The following is a 25,919-nucleotide window of genomic DNA, read 5'->3' on the forward strand; positions in this document are numbered from 1 at the left end:
GTCACTACTTCGATCGCTGCATCGCCGGCTTCTCGCTCGCGTGCCTTGCTGCCGAAAGATTGTGCGCGGTGTTGATGAGCGCGATGTGGGTCAGCGCCTGCGGGAAATTTCCGGTCTGGCGGCGGGCGACGGAATCGTATTCTTCGGCGAGCAGCCCGACATCGTTCGCCAGCGCAGCGACGCGATCAAACAGCATTTGTGCCTTGTCGAGATTGCCCGCCAGCACATGGGCGTCGGCCAGCCACAGCGTGCAGGCCAGGAACGCGCCCTCGATCGGCTGTTTCTCCTCGGAGATCTCGCGGGGATCGTGCCGGAGCACGAAACCGTCGCGCATCATGTGCTTCTCGACGGCGGCGATGGTGCCGCGGATGCGCGGATCGTCCGACGGCAGGAAGCCTACGCCCGGCAGCAGCAGCACGCTGGCATCGAGCAGTTTCGAACCATAGGATTCGACGAAGGCGTTCTCCTCCGCATCAAATCCCCTGTGGCAGACGTCGCGGTGAATGGCCTCGCGCAAGGCGCGCCAATGCAAGAGCGGCGCCTTGAAGCCGAAGGTCTCGGCGCTCTTGATGCCGCGATCGAAGGCGACCCAGGTCATCACCTTGGAGAAAACGTAATGCTTCGGCTTGCCGCGCCGCTCCCAGATGCCGTGGTCGGGTTGGTCCCAGACCTCGGCGAGATGATTGAGCACGGCGCATTCCAGCGCCCAGGTCGCCTCATTGTCGAGCTTGAGCTTGGCCATGCGCGACTGGTGGAAGGCGTCGATCAGCTCGCCATAGACGTCGAGCTGGAGCTGGGCGTGGGCGGCATTGCCGACCCGCACCGGCTGGGCGCCTTCATAGCCATCGAGCCAGCCCGCCTCCCATTCCAGCAGCCGCCGCTGGCCCCAGATGCCGTACATGATCTGCATGTTCGCCGGCGAGCCAGCGGCGGCGCGCAGGAGCCAATTGTGCCAGGCCGAGGCTTCCTCGGTGTAGCCCGAGTTCATCAGCGCCAGCAGCGTGAAGGTGGCATCGCGCAGCCAGCAGAAGCGGTAGTCCCAATTTCTGGCGCCGCCGAGCTTTTCCGGCAGCGACGTGGTCGGCGCCGCGACGATGCCGCCGGTCGGACCGAAGGTCAGCGCCTTCAGCGTGATTAGCGAGCGCATGACGAGCTCGCGGTAGTCGCCCTCGCGAACGCAGCGGCCACTCCACTCCGTCCAGAATTTCCCGGTCTCCTGGAACGCGATTTCGGGATCGATTGGCTCGGGCGGATCGAGGTGCGAGGGACCATAGGTCAGCACGAACGGAACGGTCTCGCCGGCCTTGACCTCGAAGTCGGAGACGGTGGTCAGGTCCTCGCCGCGCGTCTCGACCGGCGTGCGCAGCACCGTCATGTCCTGGCCGGCGACTGCCAGCAGCGAGCGATCCTCGCAGCGGCGCACCCAGGGAATGTCCACACCGAAGCCGAAGCGGATCACGAGCTCCATCCGCATCTTGACGGTACCGGTGAGGCCGCGCACCAGCCGCACGATGTCGGAGGCCTTGCCCCGCGGCGGCATGAAGTCGATCAGCGCAACGGTGCCGCTCTTGGTCTCAAATCGCGTTTCGAGGATGAGGGTATCGCCGAGATAGCGGCGCGAGACCGTGGTGACGTCGTCGCCCGGCGCGACCAGCCAGCGGCCGTTCTTGTGCGTGCCAACGAGCGCGGCAAAGCAGGCATCGGAATCGAAGGCCGGCCAGCACAGCCAGTCGATCGAGCCGTTGCGCCCGACCAGCGCCGCGGTCTCGCAGTCGCCGATCAGCGCATAATCCTCGATCTTCTCTGACAATGTCTTGCGAGCCTGAAAGATACCCGCCTATCAACTCCCGCCGATCAGGGAACGTTCCCGCGTCGCGGCCCTTAAAGCCGCGAGATCGACCTTGGCGGCGATCTTGTCAAGCGCAACCGGCAGACGCTGGCGCCAGTTCGGATGCTCGTCGATCGTGCCGGGAATGTTGGGCTGGTCGATCACGCCGAGCAAATCTTCCATCGACACCGCGAGCAGCCGCGACGGCGTGCGCGACAGGAAATTGAGCACGGAATAGAGATCGTTGCCGGTAATGCCGTTCTGGCGCAGGATCTGGTCGAGTCCGCCGAGCGCGTTCCACCGCGCCTGGTCGTCCTCGCCGGGATCGAGCCCGAGCGAGCGCTTCATCCTGAGATCGCTAAAGGAGCGCCAGCCCGCATAGGTGCAGAGATCATGCGTGTTCAGCGTCACCAGCGCGTTCGGCCGGTAGTGGTCGATATTGCGGAAATGGCCGGCATCGTCGCGCTCGAACATCATCACGAGATAGGACCAGATGCCGAAATCCTGCATGGTCTCGCGAAAACCTTCCGGCACGGTGCCGAGGTCCTCGCCGATCACGATGCATTTATGGGTGACGCTCTCGCGCACGACCGCGGCCAGCAGCGCCTCGAGCGGCATCTGCACATAGGCGCCGTTGTCGGGCTTGAAGCCGCGCGGCACCAGATACAAACGCTTCAGGCCCAGCACGTGATCGAGCCGGATCGCGCCGGCATGCCGCATCGAGGCGGCCACCATGTTGGCGAACGGCACGAAGGATTGCGCCTCGAGGCCGCCGGCGTTGAAGCCGGCGAGGCCCCAGTCCTGCCCGACGGTATTGAGCACGTCGGGCGGCGCGCCGACCGCAAGGTGGCGGGAGATCGCCGTCTGCTCGTTCCAGGCGTCGAAGCCGTTGGACTGTACGCCGACGGCAACGTCGAGATAGAGCCCGACGCGCATGCCGAGCTCGGCAGACAGCTGCTTGGTGGCGTGCAATTGCGCGTCAGCGGTCCACTGCACGAATTCGACGAACTCGACCTCGCGGCGGTCGGGACCCCTGCGGAGCTCGGCGCATCTGGCATCGTCCGGTTGCCGCCATTCCACCGGCCATTCCCACCATGGCATATTGAAACGATGTCGCAGCACCTCGAAGCAGGCGAAGCGCGACAGCAGCGGCCCCCGATCGGCACGGAAAGCGTCAAACTGGTTGCGGCGGACGCCGCTCGCGCTTTTCACGAAACTGTCAAAGGCGGCGCGCAGGCCCAGCCATTTAAGAGCCGCCGTATCGGCATACGGGACGCGATCACCTTTGCGCAGCCGCGCGGCGGTCGTGGCCGCGTCCGGGATGAAGTCTGCCGAGAATTCCGGGATGGCCTCGACGTCGATATAGAGCGGATTGAGAAACAGCCGGCTGTTCGGCGAATAGGGGCTGCAATCGGCCGGATGATCGTCGAACAGGACGTGCAGCGGATTGAGCCCGACGCCGTCGGCGCCCAATTGCTTGGCGAGCCTGACCAGGCCCGCTAGATCGGTGAAATCGCCGATGCCCCAATTGCGATTCGAGCGGACGCCGTAGAGCTGCACGGCGAGCAGCCAACCGCGGTCGAAATCGCCGCCGAAGGCGCGCTCGGGTGCCACGATCATCGGCACCTCTTCCGTTGCACCTGCCGCGTCGGTCAGCGTCAACCGATGATAACCAAGCGGCAGGCCGTTCGGCCAGGCGATCACGGGCTCGCGCGTCTCGCCTTGGGCGATCACATTGCCGCTGCCCGTGATTTGCCATTGCAAGGGCGCGGCGCCGAGGGCGGCCAGCTCGGTGCGGGGACTGCCGAGAGCGCGAACCACGACCGGCCCGCTGACGAAGCGGTAAACCCGCTTCTCGGGCAGGGCGTCGAGGATCGATTTCAGCGCGCCGGGCGCGGTGACCCGCAGCTTTCCGAGGGCATCGACGAATTCGGATTGAACGCCCTTGATCCGGGCTTGAGCTAAAAGGTCCATTCGGCACGCAGCTTGCAGGCCATTCTCAGGCCGGGGGCATCGATTTTAACGTGGTCGCGGAAGAAGTTAGCTGCACTTAACTCGCAAACTGCGCCTGCCGTTCCCAAGGGAACCAATGACACACAAGCGGCTTTCTATATAGGTACCAAGCGTAGGTTCCCGACAAGGGAAACGGGCCCCTGCACTCTTGTCAATGGCATCACCGTGAACAAGACAATTCAAACTGTCGAGAGTGCCGCTGCCGGCAGCGCTTTCCTGATCGAAGACGTCTATCCGTTGATCGACGGCGGCCGCTTCGCCGTGAAGCGGATCGCGGGCGATCGCGTCGAGGTGTGGGCCGACATCTATCGCGACGGCGACGCCACAATCAGCGCCGCGCTGATCTGGCGCGGCGAGCAGGACCGCGAATGGCAGCGCGAGATCATGACCCACCATGGCGATGACCGCTGGTCCGGTGCGTTCACACCAGTCGTATCAGGTCAATATGTCTACGCCATCGAAGCCTGGACCGACGAATTCGCCACCTGGCGTCACGGGCTTGAGCGCAAGCAGCTGTCCGGCGGCGACGTCACGCTCGATGCGATCGAGGGCGCGGGCCTGCTGACCAAGGCGCATGGTGCGCGGCAGGACGCCGCGGTCGTGATTGTCAGGCAATGCGAAAACTATCTCGGCAGCGGCGATGTCGCGCCGCTGCTTGCGGCCGAATTGGGCGCGGCCATGGCCGAGAGCCAGGCGCGGCCCGACCTCACCCGCTCGCCGCTGTTTCCGTTGGTTATCGACCGCGACAGAGCGCGCTTCGGCGCCTGGTATCAGATGATGCCGCGCAGCCAGAGCCAGGCCGCCGGCCAGCACGGCACGCTCCGCGACTGCATCGCGCGGGTACCCGACATCGCCGCGATGGGTTTTGACGTGCTGTATTTCACGCCGATCCACCCGATCGGCCGTACCCGCCGCAAGGGCCGCAACAATGCACCTGTCGCAACCGAGGGCGAGCCCGGCTCGCCCTATGCGATCGGCGCCGCCGAGGGCGGCCATGATGCGCTGCATCCCGAACTCGGCACCATCGAGGATTTCCGCGCGCTGGTCGCGACCTGCCTGGAATACGGCCTCGAGCTCGCGCTCGACTTCGCCGTGCAATGCTCGCCGGACCATCCCTGGCTGACCCAGCATCCGGAGTGGTTCAAGTGGCGGCCGGACCGTTCGGTGCGCACGGCGGAAGGCCCCTATTCGGATATCGTCATTCCCGATTTCGCCTCCGTCGATCGGGTCGGGCTCTGGAACGCGTTTCGCGACGCGATGCTGTTCTGGATCGACCACGGCGTGACCATCTTCGCCATCGACAATCACGACACCGCGCCGCTTCCGTTCTGGGAGTGGCTCATCCTGGACATCCGCCGCCGGCATCCCGAGGTGATCCTGTTCTCCAAGACCTTTGCGCGGCCGAAGCTGATGAAGGGCCTCGCCAGGCTCGGCTTCGCGCAATCCTTCACCTATTTCCCCTGGCGCACCAGGAAGTGGGAGCTGGAGCAATATTTTGGCGAGCTGACGGGTTATCCGGAGCGGGACTTTTGTCGGCCGAACCTGTTCGTCAACACGCCGGACCTGCTGCCCTATCACCTCCAAAGCGGTGAGGCCTGGGCGTTCAAATCGCGGCTCGCGCTGGCCGCAACGTTATCAGGCAATTACGGCGTCTATAGCGGGTTCGAGCTGCTCGAGCATGAAGCCGTTCCCGGCCGCGAGGAATATCAGGATTCCGAGAAGTACCAGATCAGGCAGCGCGACTGGGACAAGGCCGGCAACATCAAGCCCTACATCACGGAGTTGAACCGCATCCGCAACGAGAACGCTGCGCTTCAGCAGACGGTGGACCTGCGCTTTCTCGGCCTCGAGGACGGCGAGACCATCGCCTTCGCCAAGGAGGCGGTTGATCCGGCCAACACCGTTGTCGCGGCAATCGCACTCTCACGTCATGCGCGCGAGTTCTGGTTGCCGCTCGGCGACCTCACCATCGATGTCGGCGGCGAACGCCGCCACGTCACCGCCCTCGAAAATCTCCTCACCGGCGAACAGTCCCGCATCGAATGGGGCGGGATCAAATTGCGTATCGATCCCGACCGCGATCCGGCGCTCTTGTTCCGCTGTCTGGCGTAAGGATTCACGCCATGAATGTTTTGTCTTCCGTCGATGCCAAGAAGGTCGAGGCTGCCGAGATCGTGGATGAGCTCTGGTACAAGGACGCCGTCATCTACCAGCTCCACGTCAAGGCCTTTGCCGACAGCAACAACGACGGCATCGGCGATTTCGCGGGCCTGACCGAGAAGCTGCCCTATCTGCAGGATCTCGGCGTCACCGCGCTGTGGCTGCTGCCGTTCTACCCCTCGCCCGGCCGCGACGACGGCTACGACATCGCCGACTACGGCGCCGTCAATCCCGATTTCGGGACGATGAAGGATTTCAAGCGCTTCATCCAGGAGGCGCAGAAGCGCGGCTTGCGCGTCATCACCGAGCTCGTCGTCAATCACACGTCCGACCAGCACAAATGGTTCAAGCGCGCGCGCCGCAGTCCTGCCGGCTCGAGCGCCCGCAACTGGTATGTCTGGAGCGACACCGACCAGAAATACCAGGGCACGCGGATCATCTTCACCGACACCGAGAAGTCGAACTGGACCTGGGATCCCGAGGCCGGTGCCTTCTACTGGCACCGCTTCTTCTCGCACCAGCCGGATCTCAATTTCGACAATCCGCGCGTGGTCAGCGCTCTCATCCAGGTGATGAAGCGCTGGCTCGATGCCGGTGTCGACGGCTTCCGGCTCGATGCGATTCCCTATCTCTGCGAGCGCGAGGGCACCTCGAACGAGAACCTCCCCGAGACGCATGCGATCATCAAACGTCTGCGCCAGGAGATGGATGCCTACTCCAAGGGAAAGCTGCTGCTGGCCGAAGCCAATCAATGGCCGGAGGACGTGCAGGAATATTTCGGCCGTGGCGACGAATGCCACATGGCCTACCACTTCCCGCTGATGCCGCGCATCTATATGGCGATCGCGCAGGAGGACCGCTTCCCGATCACCGACATTCTGCGGCAGACGCCGGACATTCCCGCGAGCTGCCAATGGGCGCTATTCCTGCGCAACCATGACGAGCTGACGCTGGAGATGGTCACCGACGTCGAGCGTGACTATCTCTGGACCACTTACGCCAATGATCCGCGCGCCCGCATCAACGTCGGCATCCGCCGGCGCCTCGCGCCGCTGATGGACAATGACCGGCGCAAGATCGAGCTGATGAACTCGCTGCTGCTGTCCTTCCCCGGCACGCCAATCATCTATTACGGCGACGAGATCGGGATGGGCGACAATATCTATCTCGGCGACCGCAACGGCGTGCGCACGCCGATGCAGTGGAGCCCGGACCGCAACGGCGGCTTCTCGCGCGCCGATCCCGCCCGTCTCTATGCGCCGCTGATCATGGATCCCGTCTACGGCTACGAGTCGGTCAACGTGGAAGCGCAGTCGCGCAGCCTGTCCTCGCAGCTCAGCGCCACCAAGCGGCTGATCTCGGTACGCAAGTCGACGCTGGCCTTTGGCCGCGGCACCATGACCTTCATCCGCCCGGCCAACCGCGCCGTGCTCGCCTATGTCCGGCAATATCGCGACGAGGTGATCCTCTGCGTCGCGAATCTGTCGCGCGCGGCGCAGGCGACCGAGCTCGATCTGTCGCCGTGGAAGGACCGCATCCCGCAGGAGATGCTCGGCCGCACGCGTTTTCCGTCGATCGGCGAGCTGCCTTACATGATCACGCTGGGGCCTTACGGCTTCTACTGGTTCCAGCTTCAGGAGCGCGACAAGTCCGAGCTGGTGGCGCCGAGCGCCGTGCCGGAATTCGAGACGCTGGTGGTCCCGGTTAATTCGACCTGGGTATCGCTGGCCCGCGAACGCGGCGTGTTCGAGCACGACGTGCTGCCGGGCTTCCTGTCGCGAACGCGCTGGTATCCCGAGCACAACCCCAAGCACATCAAGCCCACGCTGACCTCGGCGGTGCCGTTCTGCGACATCGGCGACAACCGGCCCTGGATCGCATTCTTCGAGACGGCGAAGGACGGCGTCACCACGCGCTATGTGCTGCCGATGCAGATCGAGTGGATGCGCTTCGACCGTGAACGCTTCAACCCGAAGGCACTTGCCGCCGTACGCCAGGGCGCGCGCGAAGGCACGCTGCTCGACGTCGCCACGGATCAGATCTTCATCGGACTGTTCCTGCGAGGCTTGTCGCAGAACCTGGCGGTGGAGGAGAACAATCTGAGGCTCGAATTCAGGCCGACCAGCCTGTTTTCCGAGTACACCGTGAAGGAGCCCGCGCGCATCCGCGCGATCGAGCAATCGAACAGCACAGCCCTGGTCGACAACCAGTATGTCGCCAAGATCTATCGCCAGCTCGAAAGCGGCGCCAACCCGGAGATCGAGATCGGCCACTATCTCACGGAGATCGTGCGCTTCCCCAATACACCGGCGCTGCTTGGCAGCGTCGAGCTGGTCGAAGGCGATAGCCGCAGCGCGGTCGGCGTTTTGCACGCCTATGTCGAAAACCAGGGCGACGGCTGGGCCGTGACCACGGGTTATCTCGACCGCTACATCGATGAGCAGCGGCTGGGGCCGGTGGACGAGATGCCCCGGGCCACCCAGGAGCAGGCGCCCTATCTGCATTTCATGGCGCAGACCGGCCGGCGACTTGCCGAGCTGCACGTGGCTCTGGCCGCCGCAAAGCCCGCCGCTCTCGCGCCAGAGCCGATCGGCTCAGCGCACGTCAAGCGCTGGATCTCAGACCTCAAGGCTCGCGCTGAGCGCGTCATCGAACGGCTGGCTGACAGCCGCGATGGCCTGCGTGAGGGCGACCGTCCGCTGATCGACCAGCTGGTCGCGGTGCGCGCGACCCTGCCCGACCACCTCAATGCGCTCTTGCCATCGGACATCGGCGGGTTGAACATCCGCCATCATGGCGACTTCCGCCTCGGGCAAATTCTGATCGTGAAGGACGACATCTTCATCATCGATTTCGACGGCGATCCGCGTCTCGCGCTGGCAGACAAGCGGGGCAAGCTGCCTGCCGCGCGCGACGTCGCGGGTCTGGTCCGCTCGATTGATCTTTCGGTTAACGCGGCGCTTAACCGGGCGATCTCCGGGGGCAGCGACGAGCAGGGCCGGCTCACGGCCGCGCTGGACGAATGGCGCGAGCGCGCCACCGCGACCTTCCTGTCCGCCTATCGCGAGGCCATGACCGATCGACGGCTCTGGCCGGAAGAGAACCATTCCGCGGACGGCATGTTAAGGTTTTTCCTGCTTGATCAAGCGTTCGACGAGGTAGAGTACGAGCTGTCCCACCGGCCGGAGGGGCTCAATGCGCCGCTGACCGGCCTGCTTCGCATTCTGTCCAATGCCGAGAGCGAAGCCCATGCCTAAACTGCCAGCCGAAGCCTACGCGATCATCGAGGGCCGCCACTCCGACCCCTTCCACTATCTCGGGCTGCACCCCGAGGGGAGCAAGAGCGTCGTGCGCGCCTTCCTGCCCGAAGCCTCGAATGTCGAGGCCGTCGGCGAGCATGGCGAAGTCGCCCAGCTCGACCGCGTCCACGATTCCGGCCTGTTCATCGGTGCCCTGCCCAACGGCTCGAAGCATTACCAGCTCCGCGCCAAATTCGGCGACAACGTCGTCGAGTTCGAGGATGCCTATCGCTTCCCGCCGATCCTGACCGATTTCGACCTCTACCTGCTCGGCGAAGGTACCCATCAGCGGATCTACGACAAGCTCGGCGCGCATCCGATGCGGCTGGAGGGCATCGACGGCATCGGCTTCGTGGTGCTGGCTCCGAATGCGCGACGCGTGTCCGTGGTCGGCGATTTCAATTTCTGGGATGGGCGGCGTCACCCGATGCGGGTGCGCGGCGCCGGCTATTGGGAATTGTTCATTCCGCACGCCAAGGCCGGCGACCACTACAAATTCGAGATCATCGGGCCACACGGCCACCTTCTGCCGCTGAAATCCGACCCGCTGGCATTTGCCAGCGAGGTTCGGCCGAAGACGGCCTCCATCGTGTTCGACGAAGCGCATTTGCCACGGCCGCGTCCTGCGCCCGACGGCATCAACGCGCTCTCGGCACCGATGTCGATCTACGAGGTCCATCTCGGCTCGTGGCGGCGCAAGAACGGCGACGAATGGCTGACCTATCGCGAGCTCGCCGAGCAGTTGCCGGCTTATGCGCGCGATATGGGCTTTACTCATCTCGAATTCCTGCCTGTCAGCGAGCATCCGTTCGACGGCTCCTGGGGCTATCAGCCGACCGGCCTCTATGCACCGACCAGCCGCTTCGGTTCGCCCGAGGATTTTGCCGCCCTGGTCGATGCCTGCCATCGCGAGGGCATCGGTGTGCTGCTCGACTGGGTGCCCGGTCATTTCCCGGACGATCCGCACGGGCTCGGCAGCTTTGACGGCACCTCGCTCTACGAGCACGCCAACCCGCTGCAGGGCCGCCACCTCGACTGGGGCACGCTGATCTACAATTACGGTCGCACCGAAGTGACGAACTTCCTGGTGTCGAACGCACTGTTCTGGCTCGAGCGCTACGCCATCGACGGCCTGCGCGTCGATGCGGTCGCGTCCATGCTCTACCTCGATTACAGCCGCCCGCCCGGCGCGTGGATTCCGAACCAGTATGGCGGCCGCGAGAACATCGAGGCCATAAACTTTCTGCGCCGCTTCAACACCGAACTGTTCGCGCGCTTCCCGCAGGCGACCACGGCGGCCGAAGAATCCACGGCATGGCCGCAGGTCTCGCGTCCGGTGGAATTCGGCGGGCTCGGCTTCGGCTACAAGTGGAATATGGGCTGGATGCACGACACGCTGAACTACATCAGCAAGGATCCCATCCATCGCAAGCATCATCACGGCGATATCCTGTTCGGCTTGCACTACGCGTTCTCGGAAAACTTCATCCTGCCGCTGTCGCATGACGAGGTCGTGCACGGAAAGCGCTCGCTCCTCGGTCGCATGCCCGGCGACGAATGGCAGCGCTTTGCCAATTTGCGCGCCTATTACAGCTTCATGTTCGGCCATCCCGGCAAGAAGCTGCTGTTCATGGGCGCGGAGATCGCGCAGAGCCGCGAGTGGAATCACGATCAGTCGCTCGACTGGCACCTGCTCGAATACAAATATCATTCCGGCATCCAGGCACTGATCCGCGACCTCAACCGGGCCTATCGCGCGGTGCCGGCGCTGCATCAGATGGATTGCGACCAGGCCGGCTTCGAATGGCTGATCACGGATGACGCCAACCGCAACGTGTTCGCCTGGATGCGCAAGGGATTTGATGAGCACGCGCGGTGCCTGGTGATCGTCAACTTCTCCCCGAACGTCTACCGCAACTACCGCGTTCGCGTGCCGTTTGCCGGCAAGTGGAAAGAGGTGTTCAATTCGGACTCCGCCCATTATGGCGGCACCAATGTCGGGAACATCGGCGAGGTCCAGACCGTTGACGGCAAGACGCCCGAGCTCCGCCTCACCATTCCGCCGCTCGCCGCGATCTTCCTCGTTCCGGAAAGCTGACCGATGCGTCTGACTACTGGATCGCACGCACGCCTCGGCGCAAGCTGGGACGGACGCGGCACCAATTTCGCGCTGTTTTCCGCCAACGCGCAGAAGGTAGAGCTCTGCCTGTTCGACCCCCAGGGCCGGCGCGAGCTGGAGCGCATCGAATTACCGGAGCGTACCGAAGACGTCTGGCACGGCTATCTCAACGACGTCTCGCCGGGCCAGCTCTACGGCTACCGCGTGCACGGCCCCTACGAGCCCGAGCACGGCCACCGCTTCAATTCCAACAAGCTGTTGCTGGACCCCTACGCCAAGCGGCTCGCCGGACGGCTGGTTTGGAGCGACGCGCATTTCGCTTACCGCACCGGCTCGGCGCGCGAGGATCTGTCCTTTGATCGCCGCGACAATGCGCGCGGCATGCCCAAGGCCGTCGTGGTCGACGAGACCTTCAACTGGGGCCGGCGCGAAATCCGGCCCAATATTCCCTGGGAAGACACCATCATCTACGAGGCTCACGTCAAGGGCCTGACGCAGAAGCGCGATGACGTGCCGCCAAATTTGCGCGGCACCTATGGCGGCCTGTCGTCGCCGGCGATGATCGAGCATCTGAAGAAGCTCGGCGTCACCACGGTCGAGCTACTGCCGATCCACGCCTTCGTCGACGACCGCGTGCTGGTGGAGAAGAAGCTCGTCAATTACTGGGGTTACAACACGCTGTCCTTCTTTGCGCCGGAGCAGCGCTACGCCCAGGACAACGTGCTCGATTCCTTCCGCACCACGGTAGCGCGCCTGCACGATGCCGGCATCGAGGTGATGCTCGACGTCGTCTATAACCACACCGCCGAAGGCAATCATCTCGGACCGACGCTGTGCTACCGCGGCATCGACAATGCCTCCTATTACTGGCTGAACCGCGAGAACCCGCGCTACTATGACGACTTCACCGGCTGCGGCTCGTCGGTGAAACTCACCCATCCGCGCGTGCTGCAGATGGTGATGGATTCGCTGCGCTACTGGGTCGAGGTCTGCCATGTCGACGGCTTCCGCTTCGACCTCGCCACCACGCTGGCACGCGGCCCGAACGGCTATGATCGCGGCATCTCGTTCCTCACCGCGATCCGGCAGGACCCGGTGCTCGCGACCGTCAAGCTCGTTGCCGAGCCCTGGGATCTCGGCCTCGGCGGCTATCAGGTCGGCGCATTCCCCTCGCAATGGTCGGAGTGGAATGACCGCTATCGCAGCGCCATGCGCCGCTACTGGAGCGGCGAAGGCAGCCTGATCGGCGACATCTCCAGCCGCATGACCGCGTCCTCCGACCTGTTCAACCACGACGGACGGCGCCCCCGCGCCAGCATCAACCACATCACCGTGCATGACGGTTTCACGCTCGCCGACCTGTTCAGCTATAACGAGAAGCACAACGAGGCCAACGGCGAGGACAATCGCGACGGCTCCAGCGACAACCACAGCAACAATTGCGGTGTCGAGGGCCCGACCGACGATCCGAACATCCTCAGCCTGCGGCGGCAGCTGCGCAAGAACGTGCTGGCCTGCCTGATGCTGGCGCAGGGCATTCCGCTGATCCTCGCCGGCGACGAGGTTGGCAACACGCAGTCCGGCAACAACAACGCCTATTGCCAGGACAACGAGGTGGGCTGGGTCGGCTGGGACAATCTCGGCAAGGACGGCGACGACATGATCGATTTCGTCGCCGACCTCGCCGAGATCCGCCGCCGGTTCTCGCAACTTCGCAGCCATCGCTGGCTCGACGGCCGACCGAAGGACGGCATCTCCTACGGCGCGCTGTGGCTGACGCCCGCCGGCGACGAGATGACGGAAAACGACTGGAAATTCCCGGAGGGCCGGTTCCTCTCTTATGTGATGGGACCGATGGAACCGGGCAGCGCGGCGATCTTTATCGTATTGAACGCCGCCCCCGAAGAGATCGCATTCAAATTGCCAAAAATGCCCGAATACAAGAGCTGGCAGCAGATCCTGAACACGACGGATGCCAAGCTGAACAGCGTTGATTTCCTGCCCGGAAGCGACAGCAAGGCGCCGCCGCGCTCGGTGCTCGCCTTCGCGGGGGCGCTATGAGGCCATCGTTCGGGGCGAAGCCGACCAAGGACGGCATATCGTTCCGATTGTGGGCGCCTGGCGCGCGTCGCGTCGATCTCCTGCTCGGAAGAGGGCACGCGATGCAGCGCCGCCAGGATGGCTGGTATGTCACCGAGATCGCCGGGCTGCCGGTCGGCAGCACCTACAAGTTTCGGATTGACGACGAGATCGACGTGCCCGATCCGGCGTCGGCCTTTCAGCCCGAGGATGTGTTCGGCCCGAGCGAGGTGATCGATCACGATGCCTTCGCGTGGCGCGCGAAGGATTGGCGCGGCCGCCCCTGGGAAGAGACGGTGCTGATCGAGACTCATGTCGGTACCTTCACGCGCGATGGCACCTACCGCGCCATGATCGACAAGCTCGATCATCTCGTCGCGACCGGCATCACGGCGCTGGAGCTGATGCCACTGGCCGATTTCGCCGGCCGCCGCGGCTGGGGCTATGACGGCGTGCTGTGGTATGCGCCCGACAGCGCCTATGGCCGCCCCGAACAGCTGAAGGCGCTGATCGACGAAGCCCATCTGCGCGGGCTGATGGTGTTCCTGGACGTCGTCTACAATCACTTCGGCCCCGAAGGAAACTATCTTGGCCGCTACGCGCCGACCTTCTTCACCGACGCGCACACGCCCTGGGGCAGCGCGATCGATTATCGCGTGCCGCAGGTGCGGGCCTTCGCCGTCGAAAACGCGCTGTCCTGGCTCAGCGACTACCGTTTCGACGGGTTGAGGCTGGATGCCGCCAACCACATCATGGCGATCCCCGGTGAACAATCAGTGCTGCACGACCTCAGCGCGGCCGCCGGTGAGCTCGCCAAGGCCACCGGACGACACATTCATCTGGTGCTGGAGAACGGCGACAACCGCGCCAGCCTGCTCGACGCCGCACAGGAGCCGCCGAACGGCAAATATCGCGCGCAGTGGAACGATGATTATCATCACGTCTGGCATGTGATGCTGACCGGCGAGCTCGCCGGTTACTACGCCGACTACCAGACGCCGCGCCTGGATCTCGCGCGCGCGCTCGGCTCGGGTTTCGTCTACCAGGGCGAGATCTCGGAATTCTGGGGCAAGAAGCCGCGCGGCGAAGCGAGTGGCGAATTGCCGCCGGCAAGCTTCGTCAACTTCCTGCAAAACCACGACCAGATCGGCAATCGTCCACTGGGCGACCGGCTGGAGAGTTTGGCATCGCCGCAGCAGATCGAGGCTGCACTTGCGGTCACGTTGCTCGTACCGATGGTGCCGATGCTGTTTCAGGGTGAGGAATGGGGCTCGACGGCCCCCTTCCCATTCTTCTGTGATTTCCACGGCGGCCTTATCGACGCTGTCCGCAAAGGCCGCCGGCAGGAATACGCCTGGGCCTACGAGAAATATGGCGATGACGTGCCGGATCCGTTCGATCCGGCAACACTGCAATCGGCCGTGCTGGACTGGACCGGGCGCACGCCGGCGCAGGATGCACGGCTCGCGCTGGTGCGAAAGCTGCTCGCAGTTCGTCGCAAGGAGATCGCACCGCGGCTCAAGGACGCGAGCTTCGGCGACGCCGAGGCTTCCGACAACGGCTTGCTTGCCGCCCATTGGCGCATGGGCGACGGCACCACGCTGCGCCTGACTGCAAATCTGTCGGACAAGGATATCGCGCATTCCATCGGCAATGCGGGCGCGCCGATCTGGGGCAGCGCAAGCGGCGATCGGCTTCCGCCCTGGTCGGTGATCTGGCATCTCGGAGGTTGATATGCCCTCCGCGATTCCTCTCGCGACTTACCGGCTCCAGCTCACTGCGGATTTCGACTTCGACAAGGCCGCGGCGGTGGTGCCTTACCTGAAGGCGCTTGGGATCACGCATCTCTACGCCTCGCCGGTCATGAAGGCGCGCAAGGGCTCGACCCACGGCTACGACACCGTCGATCACAGCCAGTTCAATCCAGAGCTCGGCGGCGAGGCTGGCTTTGCGCGCCTCAGCGACGCGCTCGCGCAGCACGATCTCGGTCTCATCATCGACTTCGTGCCGAACCATGTCGGCGTGCATTTTGCCGACAATCCCTGGTGGCTGGACGTGCTGGAATGGGGGCAGACCTCGCCGCACGCGGCCGCCTTCGATATCGACTGGGATTTGCTGCCCCACCGGGCCCGTGGCGGCGTGCTGCTGCCGATCCTTGGCTCATCCTATGGTGAGGCGCTCGAGCGCGGCGACATCGCGCTGCGCTATGATCCCGAGGAAGGCAGCTTTTCCGCCTGGTATTTCGAGCATCGCCTGCCGATCGCGCCGGAGCGCTATGGCGAGCTGCTGCGGATGATCGTGAAGGAGGCGGACGCTGCCGAGACCGAGGCCGGCAAACGCCTGCTCTCGCTCGCCGCACGCTACACCGGCCTGCGCCGGCCGAACCGCAAGGAAGCTCCCGGCTTCAAGACGGAACTGAAAGAGATCGCCGGCGCCGCCGACATCATCGCGCACGGCCTCGCCGCCTATCGCTCGGCAAAAGATCGCCCGGCGCAAACGCTGGCGCTGCATCATCTGCTGGAGCGGCAGAACTACAAGCTCGGCCATTGGCGCCTTGCGTCGAGCGACATCAATTATCGCCGCTTCTTCGACGTCAACGGGCTCGCCGGCCTGCGCGTCGAGGACGCGAGCACCTTCGCGGCCACGCACCGGCTGGTGAAGCAGCTCGTTGCCGACGACAAGCTACAGGGCATCCGCCTCGACCATATCGATGGCCTGCGCGATCCCGCGCAATATTGCCAGCGGCTGCGCCGGCTGGTGCGCGACGCGCAAGGCAACACAAAGCCGTTCTACACGGTGATCGAAAAGATCCTGTGCGAACACGAGCGACTGCCGCATTTCGCCGGCGTCCAGGGCACCACCGGCTATGAGTGGATGAACTCCATCACCCAGGTGCTGGTCGACGCCAAGGGGCTGGAGGCGCTGGACGAGACCTGGCGGCAGATCAGCAACCGGCCGCCGCGACTCGCGCCCTATGTCAAGGACGCCAAGCGGCGCGTGCTGGAGACACTGCTGACCAGCGAATTTACCGTGCTGGCCCGGCTGCTCGCGCGCATCGCCAATGGTCACTACTCGACCCGCGACTTTTCCGCCGACAGCTTGCGGCAGGCGCTGGAATTGTATGTGCTGCACTTCCCGGTCTATCGCACTTACCTGACGCATAGCGGCCCGACGGCGCTCGACCGAAAACTGATCGACGACACCATCGCGCGCGCCCGCGCCGAATGGTTCGCCGCGGACGAAGGCATTTTCGACTTCCTGCGCGATGCGCTCACCATGGACCTGCTCAAGCCCGGCCGCCCGCCGCACAGCGCCCCGCGCGTGCGCCGTTTTGCGCTGAAGGTGCAGCAGTTCACCGGGCCGATGATGGCGAAATCGCTGGAGGACACGGCTTTCTATCAATTCCACCGGCTGCTGGCGCTGAACGAGGTCGGCGGCGATCCCGCAAGCAAAGGCCTCAGCATTTCCACCTTCCACGAGGCCATGCGGGCCCGCGCCAGGGAATGGCCGCAAGGGATGACGGCGACCGCGACCCACGATACCAAGCGCGGCGAGGATGCGCGTGCGCGGATCGCGGCGCTCAGCGAAATTCCGGGCGAATGGACCAGCGCGGTTTCGCGCTGGAAGGTGCTGAACGCACCGCACCTCGCGCTCCACGGCAATCTGCGCGCGCCATCGGCGACGTTCGAATATATGCTTTACCAGACCCTGCTCGGCGCCTGGCCGCTCGAGGAAAGGGATGCCAGTTTCCTCGAGCGCATCCAGGCCTATGCGTTAAAGGCCGCACGCGAGGGCAAGGAAGAGACGAGCTGGCTCAATCCGCATGAGGCGTATGAGAGCGGCGTAAAGAGCTTCATCGAGAAAATCCTCGATCCCACGCTGTCAGGCGAATTCCTGGAGGCGATGCAGACCCTCGCCCGCCGCGTCGCGCTGCTCGGTGCGCTGAATTCGCTGAGCCAACTCACGCTGAAGGCGACGCTGCCGGGCGTGCCCGATTTCTACCAGGGCACCGAATACTGGGACCTGTCGCTGGTCGACCCCGACAACCGCCGCCCGGTGGATTTTGCCTTGCGGCAAGCGGCGCTAGGTTCGTTGGAAACGCTGGACTGGAGTGGACTGATCAAGAGCTGGCTGGACGGACAGCTCAAGCTCGCCTGGACGCGGCATCTCCTCAAGCTGCGCAATGAACTCGCCGACGTCTTCGCGCAGGGCGACTATCAGCCGCTCGATGTCCGTGGCGCACACGCGGACCATGTCATCGCCTTTGCCCGTCGCCGCGGCCGCGCTGCCGCGGTCGTCGTGGTCGCACGCCAGTTCGCACCCTTCACGCAAGCCGGGCGGGAATGGCCCACACTCGAAGGGTTTGACGCCACCGTCGACATCAGCGGCTATACCGCGTCGGGCCTTGCGGGCAACGAACTGCCGCTGGCGCAGGCCTTTCGCGACTTTCCAGCTGCGGTCATCGAAACCCGCGCAGCAAGCGCCATCAGGCCTCCGAGACAGCGCGTCCGCGCCTGACGCCTATTTTCTCTCGTCCTTGGTCAGCAGCAATTGTCCACGCTTGCGGATAGTCGCCTGCGCCATCTCGGCGAAGCGCTGCAGCAGCCACGGCAGCACCACCTCGACCTTGACGTGATCGTCGGCGACATCGACTTGGCCCGTCGCAATCTGCCCGAGCGCGCGAATGCGAAAGGCCAGAGTGTCGCCGCTCCAGCGCTCCTCCTCGACCTGCATCACGGGATTGCTCGCCGCGGCGCGGCCGAGCCCGGTCTTGAGCCGATGCACCGCTTCCTCGCGACCGAGGCGATGCGGAATGGAAACGACAAGCGGTGCTGACATGGCCCTGCCTGTGCTGGCTGATCCTCACATAGTCATGCCGGTCGGACGGTCAAAGGTTCCATGCAAGTTGGGAGCTGTCGACCCGTTTCAAATCCGGAACTTTAAAACCTGCGGCAAGTTGGCTCCGAACAACGGGACAGGTTGCAACGACCCTTTCAACAAAGGGCTGGAGGAGACTAGCATGTCTATTGGTACGATCATTCTGATCATTTTGGTCATCGCGCTGCTCGGTGGCTTCAGCGGCATCGGCGGTGGGCCGTTCTACGGCACTGGCTATTACGGCGGCGGCGGCCTTGGGCTCGTCATCATCATCCTGCTGATCCTCCTGCTGTTGGGGCGGATCTAGTCGATATCTCGTAGGGTGGGCAAAGTCGCAACGCGCCGTGCCCACCTCTTCGTTGCAAGACAAAAAGGATGGTGGGGACGCTTCGCTTTGCCCACCCTACTTCATTTTCCCCGCCAGCTTCTTCACCGCCGCCTTGATCGACGTAGCCGCTTCGTCGTAGCCGCTCCAGGCTTTCGAACGCGACAACAAGGCGGGCACGGTTCTCACCGTGAATTTCTTCGGATCGAGATCGCCCTTCACCTGCGCCCAGGTGACCGGCATCGACACGGTCGCGCCATCGCGGGCACGCGGTGACAGTGGCCCCACCGCGGTGGACATGCGATCGTTGCGCAGATAGTCCAGGAAAATCTTCCCGTTGCGCAGCTTCTTCGACATGTTGAGCAGATAGCGCTCGGGATCGTCATCGGCCATCCACTGGCAGATGCCTTGTGCGAACGCCTTGGCTTCCTTCCAGCTCACCTTGTCGCGCGCGCCATGGAGCAGCGGCACCACGACGTGGAGGCCCTTGCCGCCAGTGGTCTTGCAAAAGCTCTCCATGCCGACATCGGCCAGCCGCTGGCGCATCGCCTTTGCCGCTTCGACGACATCGGCAAATTTGACGTCCGGTGCAGGATCGAGATCGAACACCAACCGGCCCGGCGTGTCATAGGCGTCGGGCGCGCAATTCCAGGGATGCAGCTCGACGCCGCCGATCTGCGCGACCGCGGCAAGCCCCTCGACGCGGTCGATCTGCAGGTATGGCTTACGATCGCCGGAGACTTTTGCGAGCTCGAGCAGGTTCGAGGTGCCCTGCATCGCATGCCGCTGGAAGAATTTTTCACCGCCGATTCCGTCCGGCGCACGCAGAATCGAGCAGGGGCGGCCCTTGAGATGTTCGATCATCCAGCCGCCGACGGCCTCGAAATAGCGCGCAAGATCGAGCTTTGTGACGCCCTCGGCGTCGCCGCCGTCCGGCCATAGCTCCTTCTCCGGCTTCGAGATGACGACGCCCATCACCTCGGCGGTGGCAGCGCCCTTCGATTGCTTGCCCGTCTTCGGCACAGCGCGCTTCCTGGCGGAAGGCTTCGCGAGTTCGGTATCCGCAGGCGTTTCCGCCTCGACCTCCTCAGCCGGCTTGTCCTGCCGCAAGCCCTTGAACGCGGCCTGGCGAATATTGCCGTCGGCCGTGAAGCCAGCGAACTCGATCTCGGCCACCAGCTCCGGCTTCAGCCAATGCACGTCGCGGGTCTTCTTGGGCGCGTTCTTGCCGCCGAACGGGTTTTCGTTCGACGCAGCCTCCTTCAAGAACGGCATGATGCGCTTGACCTTGTCGGCGCCAAAGCCGGTGCCGACTATGCCAACAAAGGCAAGGTGATCGCCGCGATAGACGCCCGCCATGAGCGATCGGAATTTCCCGGCGGTCGTCTTCCAGCCGCCGATCACGACCTCATGCCCGGCGCGGCATTTGGCCTTGGTCCAGCTCTCGGTACGACCCGACCGGTAAGGCGCATCGAGCTTCTTCGAGACCACGCCTTCGAGCTCGAGCTTGCAGGCCGATTGCAGCACCGCGTCTCCGCCGCTTTCGAAATGCTCGACATAGCGGATCTGGCTGGATTTCTTCTTGCGTGCTTCGAGGAGTGCCTTGAGGCGATCCTTGCGCTCCCCGAGTGGCAGACGGCGGTAATCGAGGCCCTCGGCAAACAGGAGGTCGAATGCGAAGAAGATCAGGTCCTCCGTCCTCCCGTCGGACAGTGCGGCCTGGAGCGATGAAAAATTCGGCGCACCGTTGTGGTCGAGCGCGACGATCTCGCCGTCGATCAGCGCGTCCGGCAGTGCACTGGCCTCCTTCGCAATCGAAGCGAACTTGTCGGTCCAGTCGAGGCCCTTGCGCGTCTTCAGCGTCGCTTCGCCGTCCTCGACGCGAAGCTGCACGCGGTAGCCGTCGAACTTGATCTCGTGGCACCAGCCGTCTGCCGGCGGCGGCCGCTCGACCGGAGTGCAGAGCTGCGGCGCCACGAAGTCTGGCATCTCCGAGACCTTCTTGGGCGCGGTCGCAGTCGTCGCCTTCTTTTTCGAGGTTTTGACGCTCTTCAAGGCCGCGCGCGGCGCCGGCTTAATGGTCCGCCCTTTGGTCTCCTCGGCGCGGTTGGACTGCCAGACCGCATCGGCCTTGCCCTTGGCCCCCTTTGCCAGCATGAACGGCTTTGGCGCGCGGCCCCTGCCGCCGGCGATCTGCTCCATAGCGCGGCCGGACGCGACGGACTTGTCCTCGCTCAGAATATCCTCATCCTCGCTGGCATATTCGTCGCGGTGCTTGATCAGCAGCCAGTTGGTTCGCTTGCCGCCGCTGCGATCGTGTCGCATCCGCACCAGCACCCAGCTGCCATGCAGCTTCTCGCCACGGAGGGTGAACTTGAGGTCGCCCTTTTTGAAGCCGGCTTCGGGATCATCGGATTCCCAGGTGCCGCGGTCCCACAGCATCACCGTGCCGCCGCCATACTGGCCTTCGGGAATGGTCCCCTCGAAATCGCCATAGTCGAGCGGATGGTCCTCGACCTCGACAGCGAGCCGCTTGTCGTGCGGATCGAGCGAGGGGCCCTTGGTCACCGCCCAGGACTTGAAGACGCCGTCGAATTCGAGGCGGAAGTCGTAATGCAGCCGGGTCGCATCATGCTTCTGAATCACGAAGCGCCGCTGGTTGGACGGCGCGACCGCCGACTCGCCGGAGGGCTCCGGCGTCTTCTCGAAATCGCGTTTCTGTCGGTAGGTGGAGAGTTTTCGCAGCACGACCGGTCCCGCATTCTCTAATTGCGTTGAAGCCTATCACGGCCAAAGTCACACCCGGAACCAAAACCCCACGGGGCGGTTGGGGTTCCAAAACGCATTGAGAACGCTGGAGAATGGAAATGGCGCCCCGTGCCTATTGGAAGGGAACGTTGAAACTGTCGCTGGTCAGCTGCCCGGTCGCGCTCTACCCCGCGACCACGGCGGCCGAGAAGACGCGGTTTCACATGATCAACCGCGAGACCGGCAACCGGCTCAAGCAGCAGATGGTTGATTCCGAGACCGGCGATGTCGTCGAGAGCGACCAGAAGGGCCGCGGCTACGAGCTGCGCAAGGGCAAATCTGTCGAGATCGAGCCTGAGGAGCTCGAGGCGGTCCAGATCGAGAGCAATCACACCATCGACATCGAAAGCTTCGTGCCGAGCGAGGAGATCGACCAGCGCTATCTCAACCATCCCTATTACATCGCGCCCGAAGGCAAGGCTGCGGTGGATGCCTTTGCCGTGATCCGCGACGCCATGAAGGACCAGGACCGCGTGGCACTCGCCAAGATCGTGCTCACCAACCGCGAGCACATCATCGCGATCGAGCCGCTCGGCAAGGGCCTGCTCGGCACCACGCTGCGCTTCCCTTACGAGCTGCGCGACGAGGACCAGTTCTTCGACGACATCAGGAGCCCGAAGATCTCCAAGGACATGGTCGAGCTCGCCGGGCACATCCTCCACACCAAGGCGGCGCATTTCGACCCGAGCAAGTTCAAGGACGAGTACGAGACCGCGCTGAAAGCGCTGGTCAAGCGCAAGGCCAGCGGCAAGAAGATCGCGATGCCCGAGCCCGAGGAACGGCCGAGCAACGTCGTCAGCCTGATGGATGCGCTGAAGCAGAGCCTGAAGGGGCGCGGCGGGAAGAAGGCGGCGGCGAGGTCGCATGCGCGCCGCGCCACGGGGCGACAGAGGGCCACGCGGAAAACGCAGCGGATGACGGCGCGGCACAGGAAGGCGGGGTAGATCTCCGCCGCGCAATCTTCCCCTCGTGGTGGGGAGGTGATGGAGCCTAATCCCCTGCCTTCAGCCGGTACCCGATCCCCGTCTCGGTCAGCACATATTGCGGCCGCTCCGGATCCGCCTCGATCTTCTGGCGAAGCTGGCGGACATAGACGCGCAGATATTGCGCATCGGTCAGCTCGTCCCAGAGCTCTTTCAGCAGAAAGCGATGGGTCAGCACCTTGCCGGCGTGCTGCACCAGCACGCGGAGAAGGTCGTATTCCTTCGGCGAGAGTTTGACGTCGCGCTCGCCAAGCCTAACGATGCGGCGAACCAGATCAACAGAGAGATCACCGGAACGGAAGATCGGGCGCTCGCCCTGCACCTGAAGCTGGTGGCGCAAGGCTGCACGCAGGCGCGCCAAAAGCTCGTCCATGCCGAACGGCTTCGTCAGATAATCATCGGCACCGAGATCGAGCGCCTGCACCTTGCCGGCTTCGTCGCCGCGGCTCGACAGCACCACGATCGGCACGGCTTCATTGCGCGCGCGGATGGTGCGCAGCAGCTCGTGGCCCTGGATGTCGGGCAGGCCGAGATCGAGGATGATCAGCGCGGGCTCTTCGGTGAGCTTCTCCAGCGCGATCTTGCCGTTCGACGCCTCGAGGATCTCGTAGCCCTGGGTCGAAAGCCCCATCCGCAGCAATTTGCGGATCGGCGGCTCGTCGTCGATCACTAGAACCTTGATCTGGGCGGCGCTCATGCGGCGGTATCCAACGCGTGGGTCTGTGCCGGAACGGGCAGACGGATGGTGAGGACCGCGCCGCTCCGGTCACTGCGGTTGGCGGCCGTGACCGTGCCGCGCATCGCCTCGACAAAGCCGCGCGAGATGGCAAGCCCGAGCCCGGTTCCGGGACGGACATGGTCGCCCTTCTGCGCACGATAGAACTTGTCGAACACGCTTTCGAGCTCGTCGGACGGGATGCCGGCGCCCTCGTCGGCGATCTCCAGCGCCACCTGATCGCGCTCGCGCCGGCTCTTGATCGCAATCGTTGTCTCTGGCGGCGAGTATTTCGCGGCATTGTCGAGCAGGTTGAACAGCACCTGCTCGAACAGCACGGCGTCGAGCTCAAGCATCGGCAGATCGGCGGCCAGAACCAGCTCGACCTTGTGCGCGGTCAGGATCTTTGAAGCCCGCCGCAGCGCGCTGCCGACGATCTCGCCGAGATCGTGCAGCGCCGTGTTAGGCACGATGGCGCCGGACTCGAGCTTGGTCATGTCGAGCAGATTGGCGATGAAGCGATTGAGCCGTTCGGACTCGTCGATCACGGTGGCGAGCAGATCGCGCTTCTCGGTGTCGGACAGCGCGCCGGCGAGATCGCGCATGGTCGACGCTGCGCCCAGCACAGAGGCGAGTGGCGTCTTCAGATCGTGCGAGATCGACGTCAACAGCGCCGAGCGCAGCCGCTCGGACTCAACAGTACGCTTGACCCGGTCCATGTCCTCGACCAGCAGCACGCGCTCGATCGCGAGCGCGCCCTGATCCACCAGCGCGTCCAGCAGCCGGCGCTGGTCCGGTGTCAGCAGCGGTCCGGTGCGGTCGTTGTCGATGCCGATGACGCCGATCGGGCCGCGCCCGGTGCGCATTGGCAGGAACAGGCGCTTCGCGCCCGGCAACGTATCCGAACCGCGGCCGGCGGGACGGTCGTTGCTCCAGGCCCAGTTGGCGGCGGCGAGATCGGCCTGGTCGAGCTGGTCCTCCGGCGGATAGCCGGATTTCACCGTTAAGAGACCCTCCTCCGGCAGCAGCAGCACGACGCGCACTTTCAGCATCAGCGCGATCTGATAGGCAGACGCCCACAGCACGTCGTCGAGCGTGGCGGTGCCGGCGAGCTTGCGGCTGAAGGCGTAGAGCTGCTCGGTCGTCCTGATGCGGCCGATCGCGGTGTCGGCCTGCGTGCGCACGCGCGCGGCGACGTTCGACACCAGGATCGCGATCAGCATGAAGAAGAAGAACGCCGCGACGTTGGTCGGATCCGTGATGGTGAAGGTGTAGACCGGCGGCAGGAAGAAGAAATTGTAGGCGAGCGACGCTGCGAGGCTCGCGAGCAGCGACGGCCACAAGCCATAGCGCACCGCGACCGCCACCACGGCGGTGAGCAGCACGAGGTCCACGTTCTCGATGCCGAAGCGCGGCTGCAGCAGCACCGCGGCGCCGAGGCCGACCAGCACGATGCCGAGGGCCTTCAGATAGGGCCGCGGATTGAACGGCTCCGACCGCGCCGCGGTCTGCACCGCCGTTTTGGGCGCCGCCTCGTCCGGCAGCTCGTTGCCGGGGATGACGTGAACGCTGATATTGCCGGCGCGGCCGACCAGATCATGCACGACAGAGCCGCGCGTCATTTCGAACCAGCGCGAGCGCGTCGACTTGCCGATCACGATCTGGGTGACGTTGTTGCCTTGCGCGAAGTTGATGACGTCGTCGGCGATCCGCCGACCAACGGCTGGAATGGTCAAGCCTTCGCCACCCAGCGATTCGGCAAGCCGTAGCGTATCGGCGAGCCGGTCGCGCTCCTCATCAGAGAGCTGGAGCGACCGCCGCGTCTCGATCGAGATCGCGGTGAACGGCGCGTGCAGCCGGTCAGCCAGCCGCTTGGTGTAGCGCACGAGCCCCGCCGCGCGCGGGTCCTCACTGACGCAGACGAGGATGCGCTCGCCAACGGCCCATGGGCCGGCGATGGCGTTCGCCTGCATGTGAGTGAGCAGCTGCTCGTCGACCCGCTCCGCCGTACGCCGCAACGCGAGCTCTCGCAGCGCGGTCAGATTGCCCGGCGAGAAATAATGCTCCAGCGCCCGCTCGGCCTGCTTGGGGATGTAGACCTTGCCCTCACGCAGGCGCTGGATCAAATCGTCGGGCGTGAGGTCGATCAGCTCGATCGCATCGGCACGGTCGAAGATCGAATCCGGAACGGTCTCGCGCACCCGCACATGGGTGATCTGGGCGACGACATCGTTCAGGCTCTCGATGTGCTGGATGTTGACAGCGGTGTAGACGTCGATGCCGTGGGAAAGCAGCTCCTCGACGTCGAGATAGCGCTTGGGATGGCGGCAAAGGGGCGCGTTGGTGTGGGCGAGTTCGTCGACCAATGCGATCTTCGGGCGCCGCGCGATCACGGCGTCGAGGTCCATCTCTTCGACGATCTGGCCGCGGTAATCGAGCTTCTTGCGCGGGATCACTTCCAGCCCCCGCACCAGCGCCTCGGTCTCGGCGCGGCCATGGGTCTCGACGAATCCGACCACGACATCGATGCCGCCCTTGCGCCTGGCATGGGCGCTCTGCAGCATCTCGTAGGTCTTGCCGACGCCGGGAGCGGCCCCGACGAAGATCTTCAGCTTGCCGCTCGCGCCCTCCTCCCGCCGCGCGGCTTCCAGCAGCGCCTCGGGAGACGGACGTTGTTCGGGATCGCGGCGCTGCTGAACCATTAGGCTAATA

The 25,919-nt window shown here is 64.4% G+C and carries 14 protein-coding genes; 8 read left to right on the forward strand and 6 right to left on the reverse strand.

The features are described from left to right. Positions 1-4: 4 nt before the first annotated feature. Positions 5-1,810 (reverse strand): glycoside hydrolase family 15 protein, encoded by a 1,806-nt coding sequence (locus ABID58_RS24485; protein ID WP_354035239.1) that lies wholly within the window; start codon positions 1,808-1,810, stop codon positions 5-7. Between the two features lie 30 nt (positions 1,811-1,840). Further along, a complete protein-coding gene (gene malQ, locus ABID58_RS24490) occupies positions 1,841-3,802 on the reverse strand; it encodes a 4-alpha-glucanotransferase (RefSeq protein ID WP_354035241.1) in 1,962 nt (653 codons plus the stop codon). Between the two features lie 204 nt (positions 3,803-4,006). Here malQ and ABID58_RS24495 point away from each other — a divergent pair, with 204 nt between their 5' ends. Genes ABID58_RS24495 through treY form a run of 6 tightly spaced genes read left to right on the forward strand, consistent with a single transcriptional unit; the run spans position 4,007 to position 18,016 of the window. Then, positions 4,007-5,953 carry a maltotransferase domain-containing protein gene (locus ABID58_RS24495; protein ID WP_354035243.1) on the forward strand — a complete coding sequence of 649 codons (1,947 nt, stop codon included), beginning with the start codon at positions 4,007-4,009 and terminating at the stop codon, positions 5,951-5,953. A gap of 11 nt (positions 5,954-5,964) precedes the next feature. Beyond that, positions 5,965-9,258 carry a maltose alpha-D-glucosyltransferase gene (treS, locus tag ABID58_RS24500; RefSeq protein WP_354035245.1) on the forward strand — a complete coding sequence of 1,098 codons (3,294 nt, stop codon included), beginning with the start codon at positions 5,965-5,967 and terminating at the stop codon, positions 9,256-9,258. Further along, on the forward strand, positions 9,251-11,398 hold the full coding sequence (gene glgB, locus ABID58_RS24505; RefSeq protein ID WP_246230258.1) for a 1,4-alpha-glucan branching protein GlgB: 2,148 nt from the start codon (positions 9,251-9,253) through the stop codon (positions 11,396-11,398). Before treS ends, glgB begins: the two co-directional genes overlap by 8 nt. 3 nt (positions 11,399-11,401) lie before the next feature. Beyond that, entirely contained in the window at positions 11,402-13,480 is a 2,079-nt protein-coding gene (gene glgX, locus ABID58_RS24510) for a glycogen debranching protein GlgX (RefSeq protein WP_354035247.1), read from the forward strand. After that, entirely contained in the window at positions 13,477-15,231 is a 1,755-nt protein-coding gene (gene treZ / locus ABID58_RS24515) for a malto-oligosyltrehalose trehalohydrolase (RefSeq protein WP_354035249.1), read from the forward strand. Before glgX ends, treZ begins: the two co-directional genes overlap by 4 nt. Position 15,232: 1 nt before the next feature. Beyond that, on the forward strand, positions 15,233-18,016 hold the full coding sequence (treY, locus tag ABID58_RS24520) for a malto-oligosyltrehalose synthase (protein ID WP_354035251.1): 2,784 nt from the start codon (positions 15,233-15,235) through the stop codon (positions 18,014-18,016). A 3-nt stretch (positions 18,017-18,019) separates the two neighbouring features. On the opposite strand, the gene ABID58_RS24525 is transcribed toward treY, so the two are convergent. Beyond that, complete coding sequence (locus ABID58_RS24525; protein WP_354035253.1) at positions 18,020-18,337, reverse strand: polyhydroxyalkanoic acid system family protein; 318 nt, start codon at positions 18,335-18,337, stop codon at positions 18,020-18,022. A gap of 181 nt (positions 18,338-18,518) precedes the next feature. Between ABID58_RS24525 and ABID58_RS24530 the strand changes: the two genes are divergently transcribed. Next, complete coding sequence (locus ABID58_RS24530; protein ID WP_084292022.1) at positions 18,519-18,683, forward strand: DUF3309 family protein; 165 nt, start codon at positions 18,519-18,521, stop codon at positions 18,681-18,683. 96 nt (positions 18,684-18,779) lie between these two features. On the opposite strand, the gene ligD is transcribed toward ABID58_RS24530, so the two are convergent. Beyond that, complete coding sequence (gene ligD / locus ABID58_RS24535; RefSeq protein ID WP_354035255.1) at positions 18,780-21,449, reverse strand: DNA ligase D; 2,670 nt, start codon at positions 21,447-21,449, stop codon at positions 18,780-18,782. A 119-nt stretch (positions 21,450-21,568) separates the two neighbouring features. Here ligD and ku point away from each other — a divergent pair, with 119 nt between their 5' ends. Beyond that, entirely contained in the window at positions 21,569-22,453 is an 885-nt protein-coding gene (gene ku / locus ABID58_RS24540; protein WP_354035257.1) for a non-homologous end joining protein Ku, read from the forward strand. 46 nt (positions 22,454-22,499) lie between these two features. Here ku and ABID58_RS24545 read toward each other — a convergent pair whose 3' ends face one another. Next, positions 22,500-23,189 (reverse strand): response regulator, encoded by a 690-nt coding sequence (locus tag ABID58_RS24545; protein WP_354035259.1) that lies wholly within the window; start codon positions 23,187-23,189, stop codon positions 22,500-22,502. Further along, a complete protein-coding gene (locus tag ABID58_RS24550; protein ID WP_354035261.1) occupies positions 23,186-25,909 on the reverse strand; it encodes a DUF4118 domain-containing protein in 2,724 nt (907 codons plus the stop codon). The genes ABID58_RS24545 and ABID58_RS24550 overlap by 4 nt, the downstream gene beginning before the upstream one ends. Positions 25,910-25,919 lie beyond the last annotated feature (10 nt).

The sequence above is a fragment of the Bradyrhizobium sp. S3.2.6 genome, from assembly GCF_040546885.1.
GTDB classification, from domain to species: Bacteria; Pseudomonadota; Alphaproteobacteria; order Rhizobiales; family Xanthobacteraceae; genus Bradyrhizobium; species Bradyrhizobium cytisi.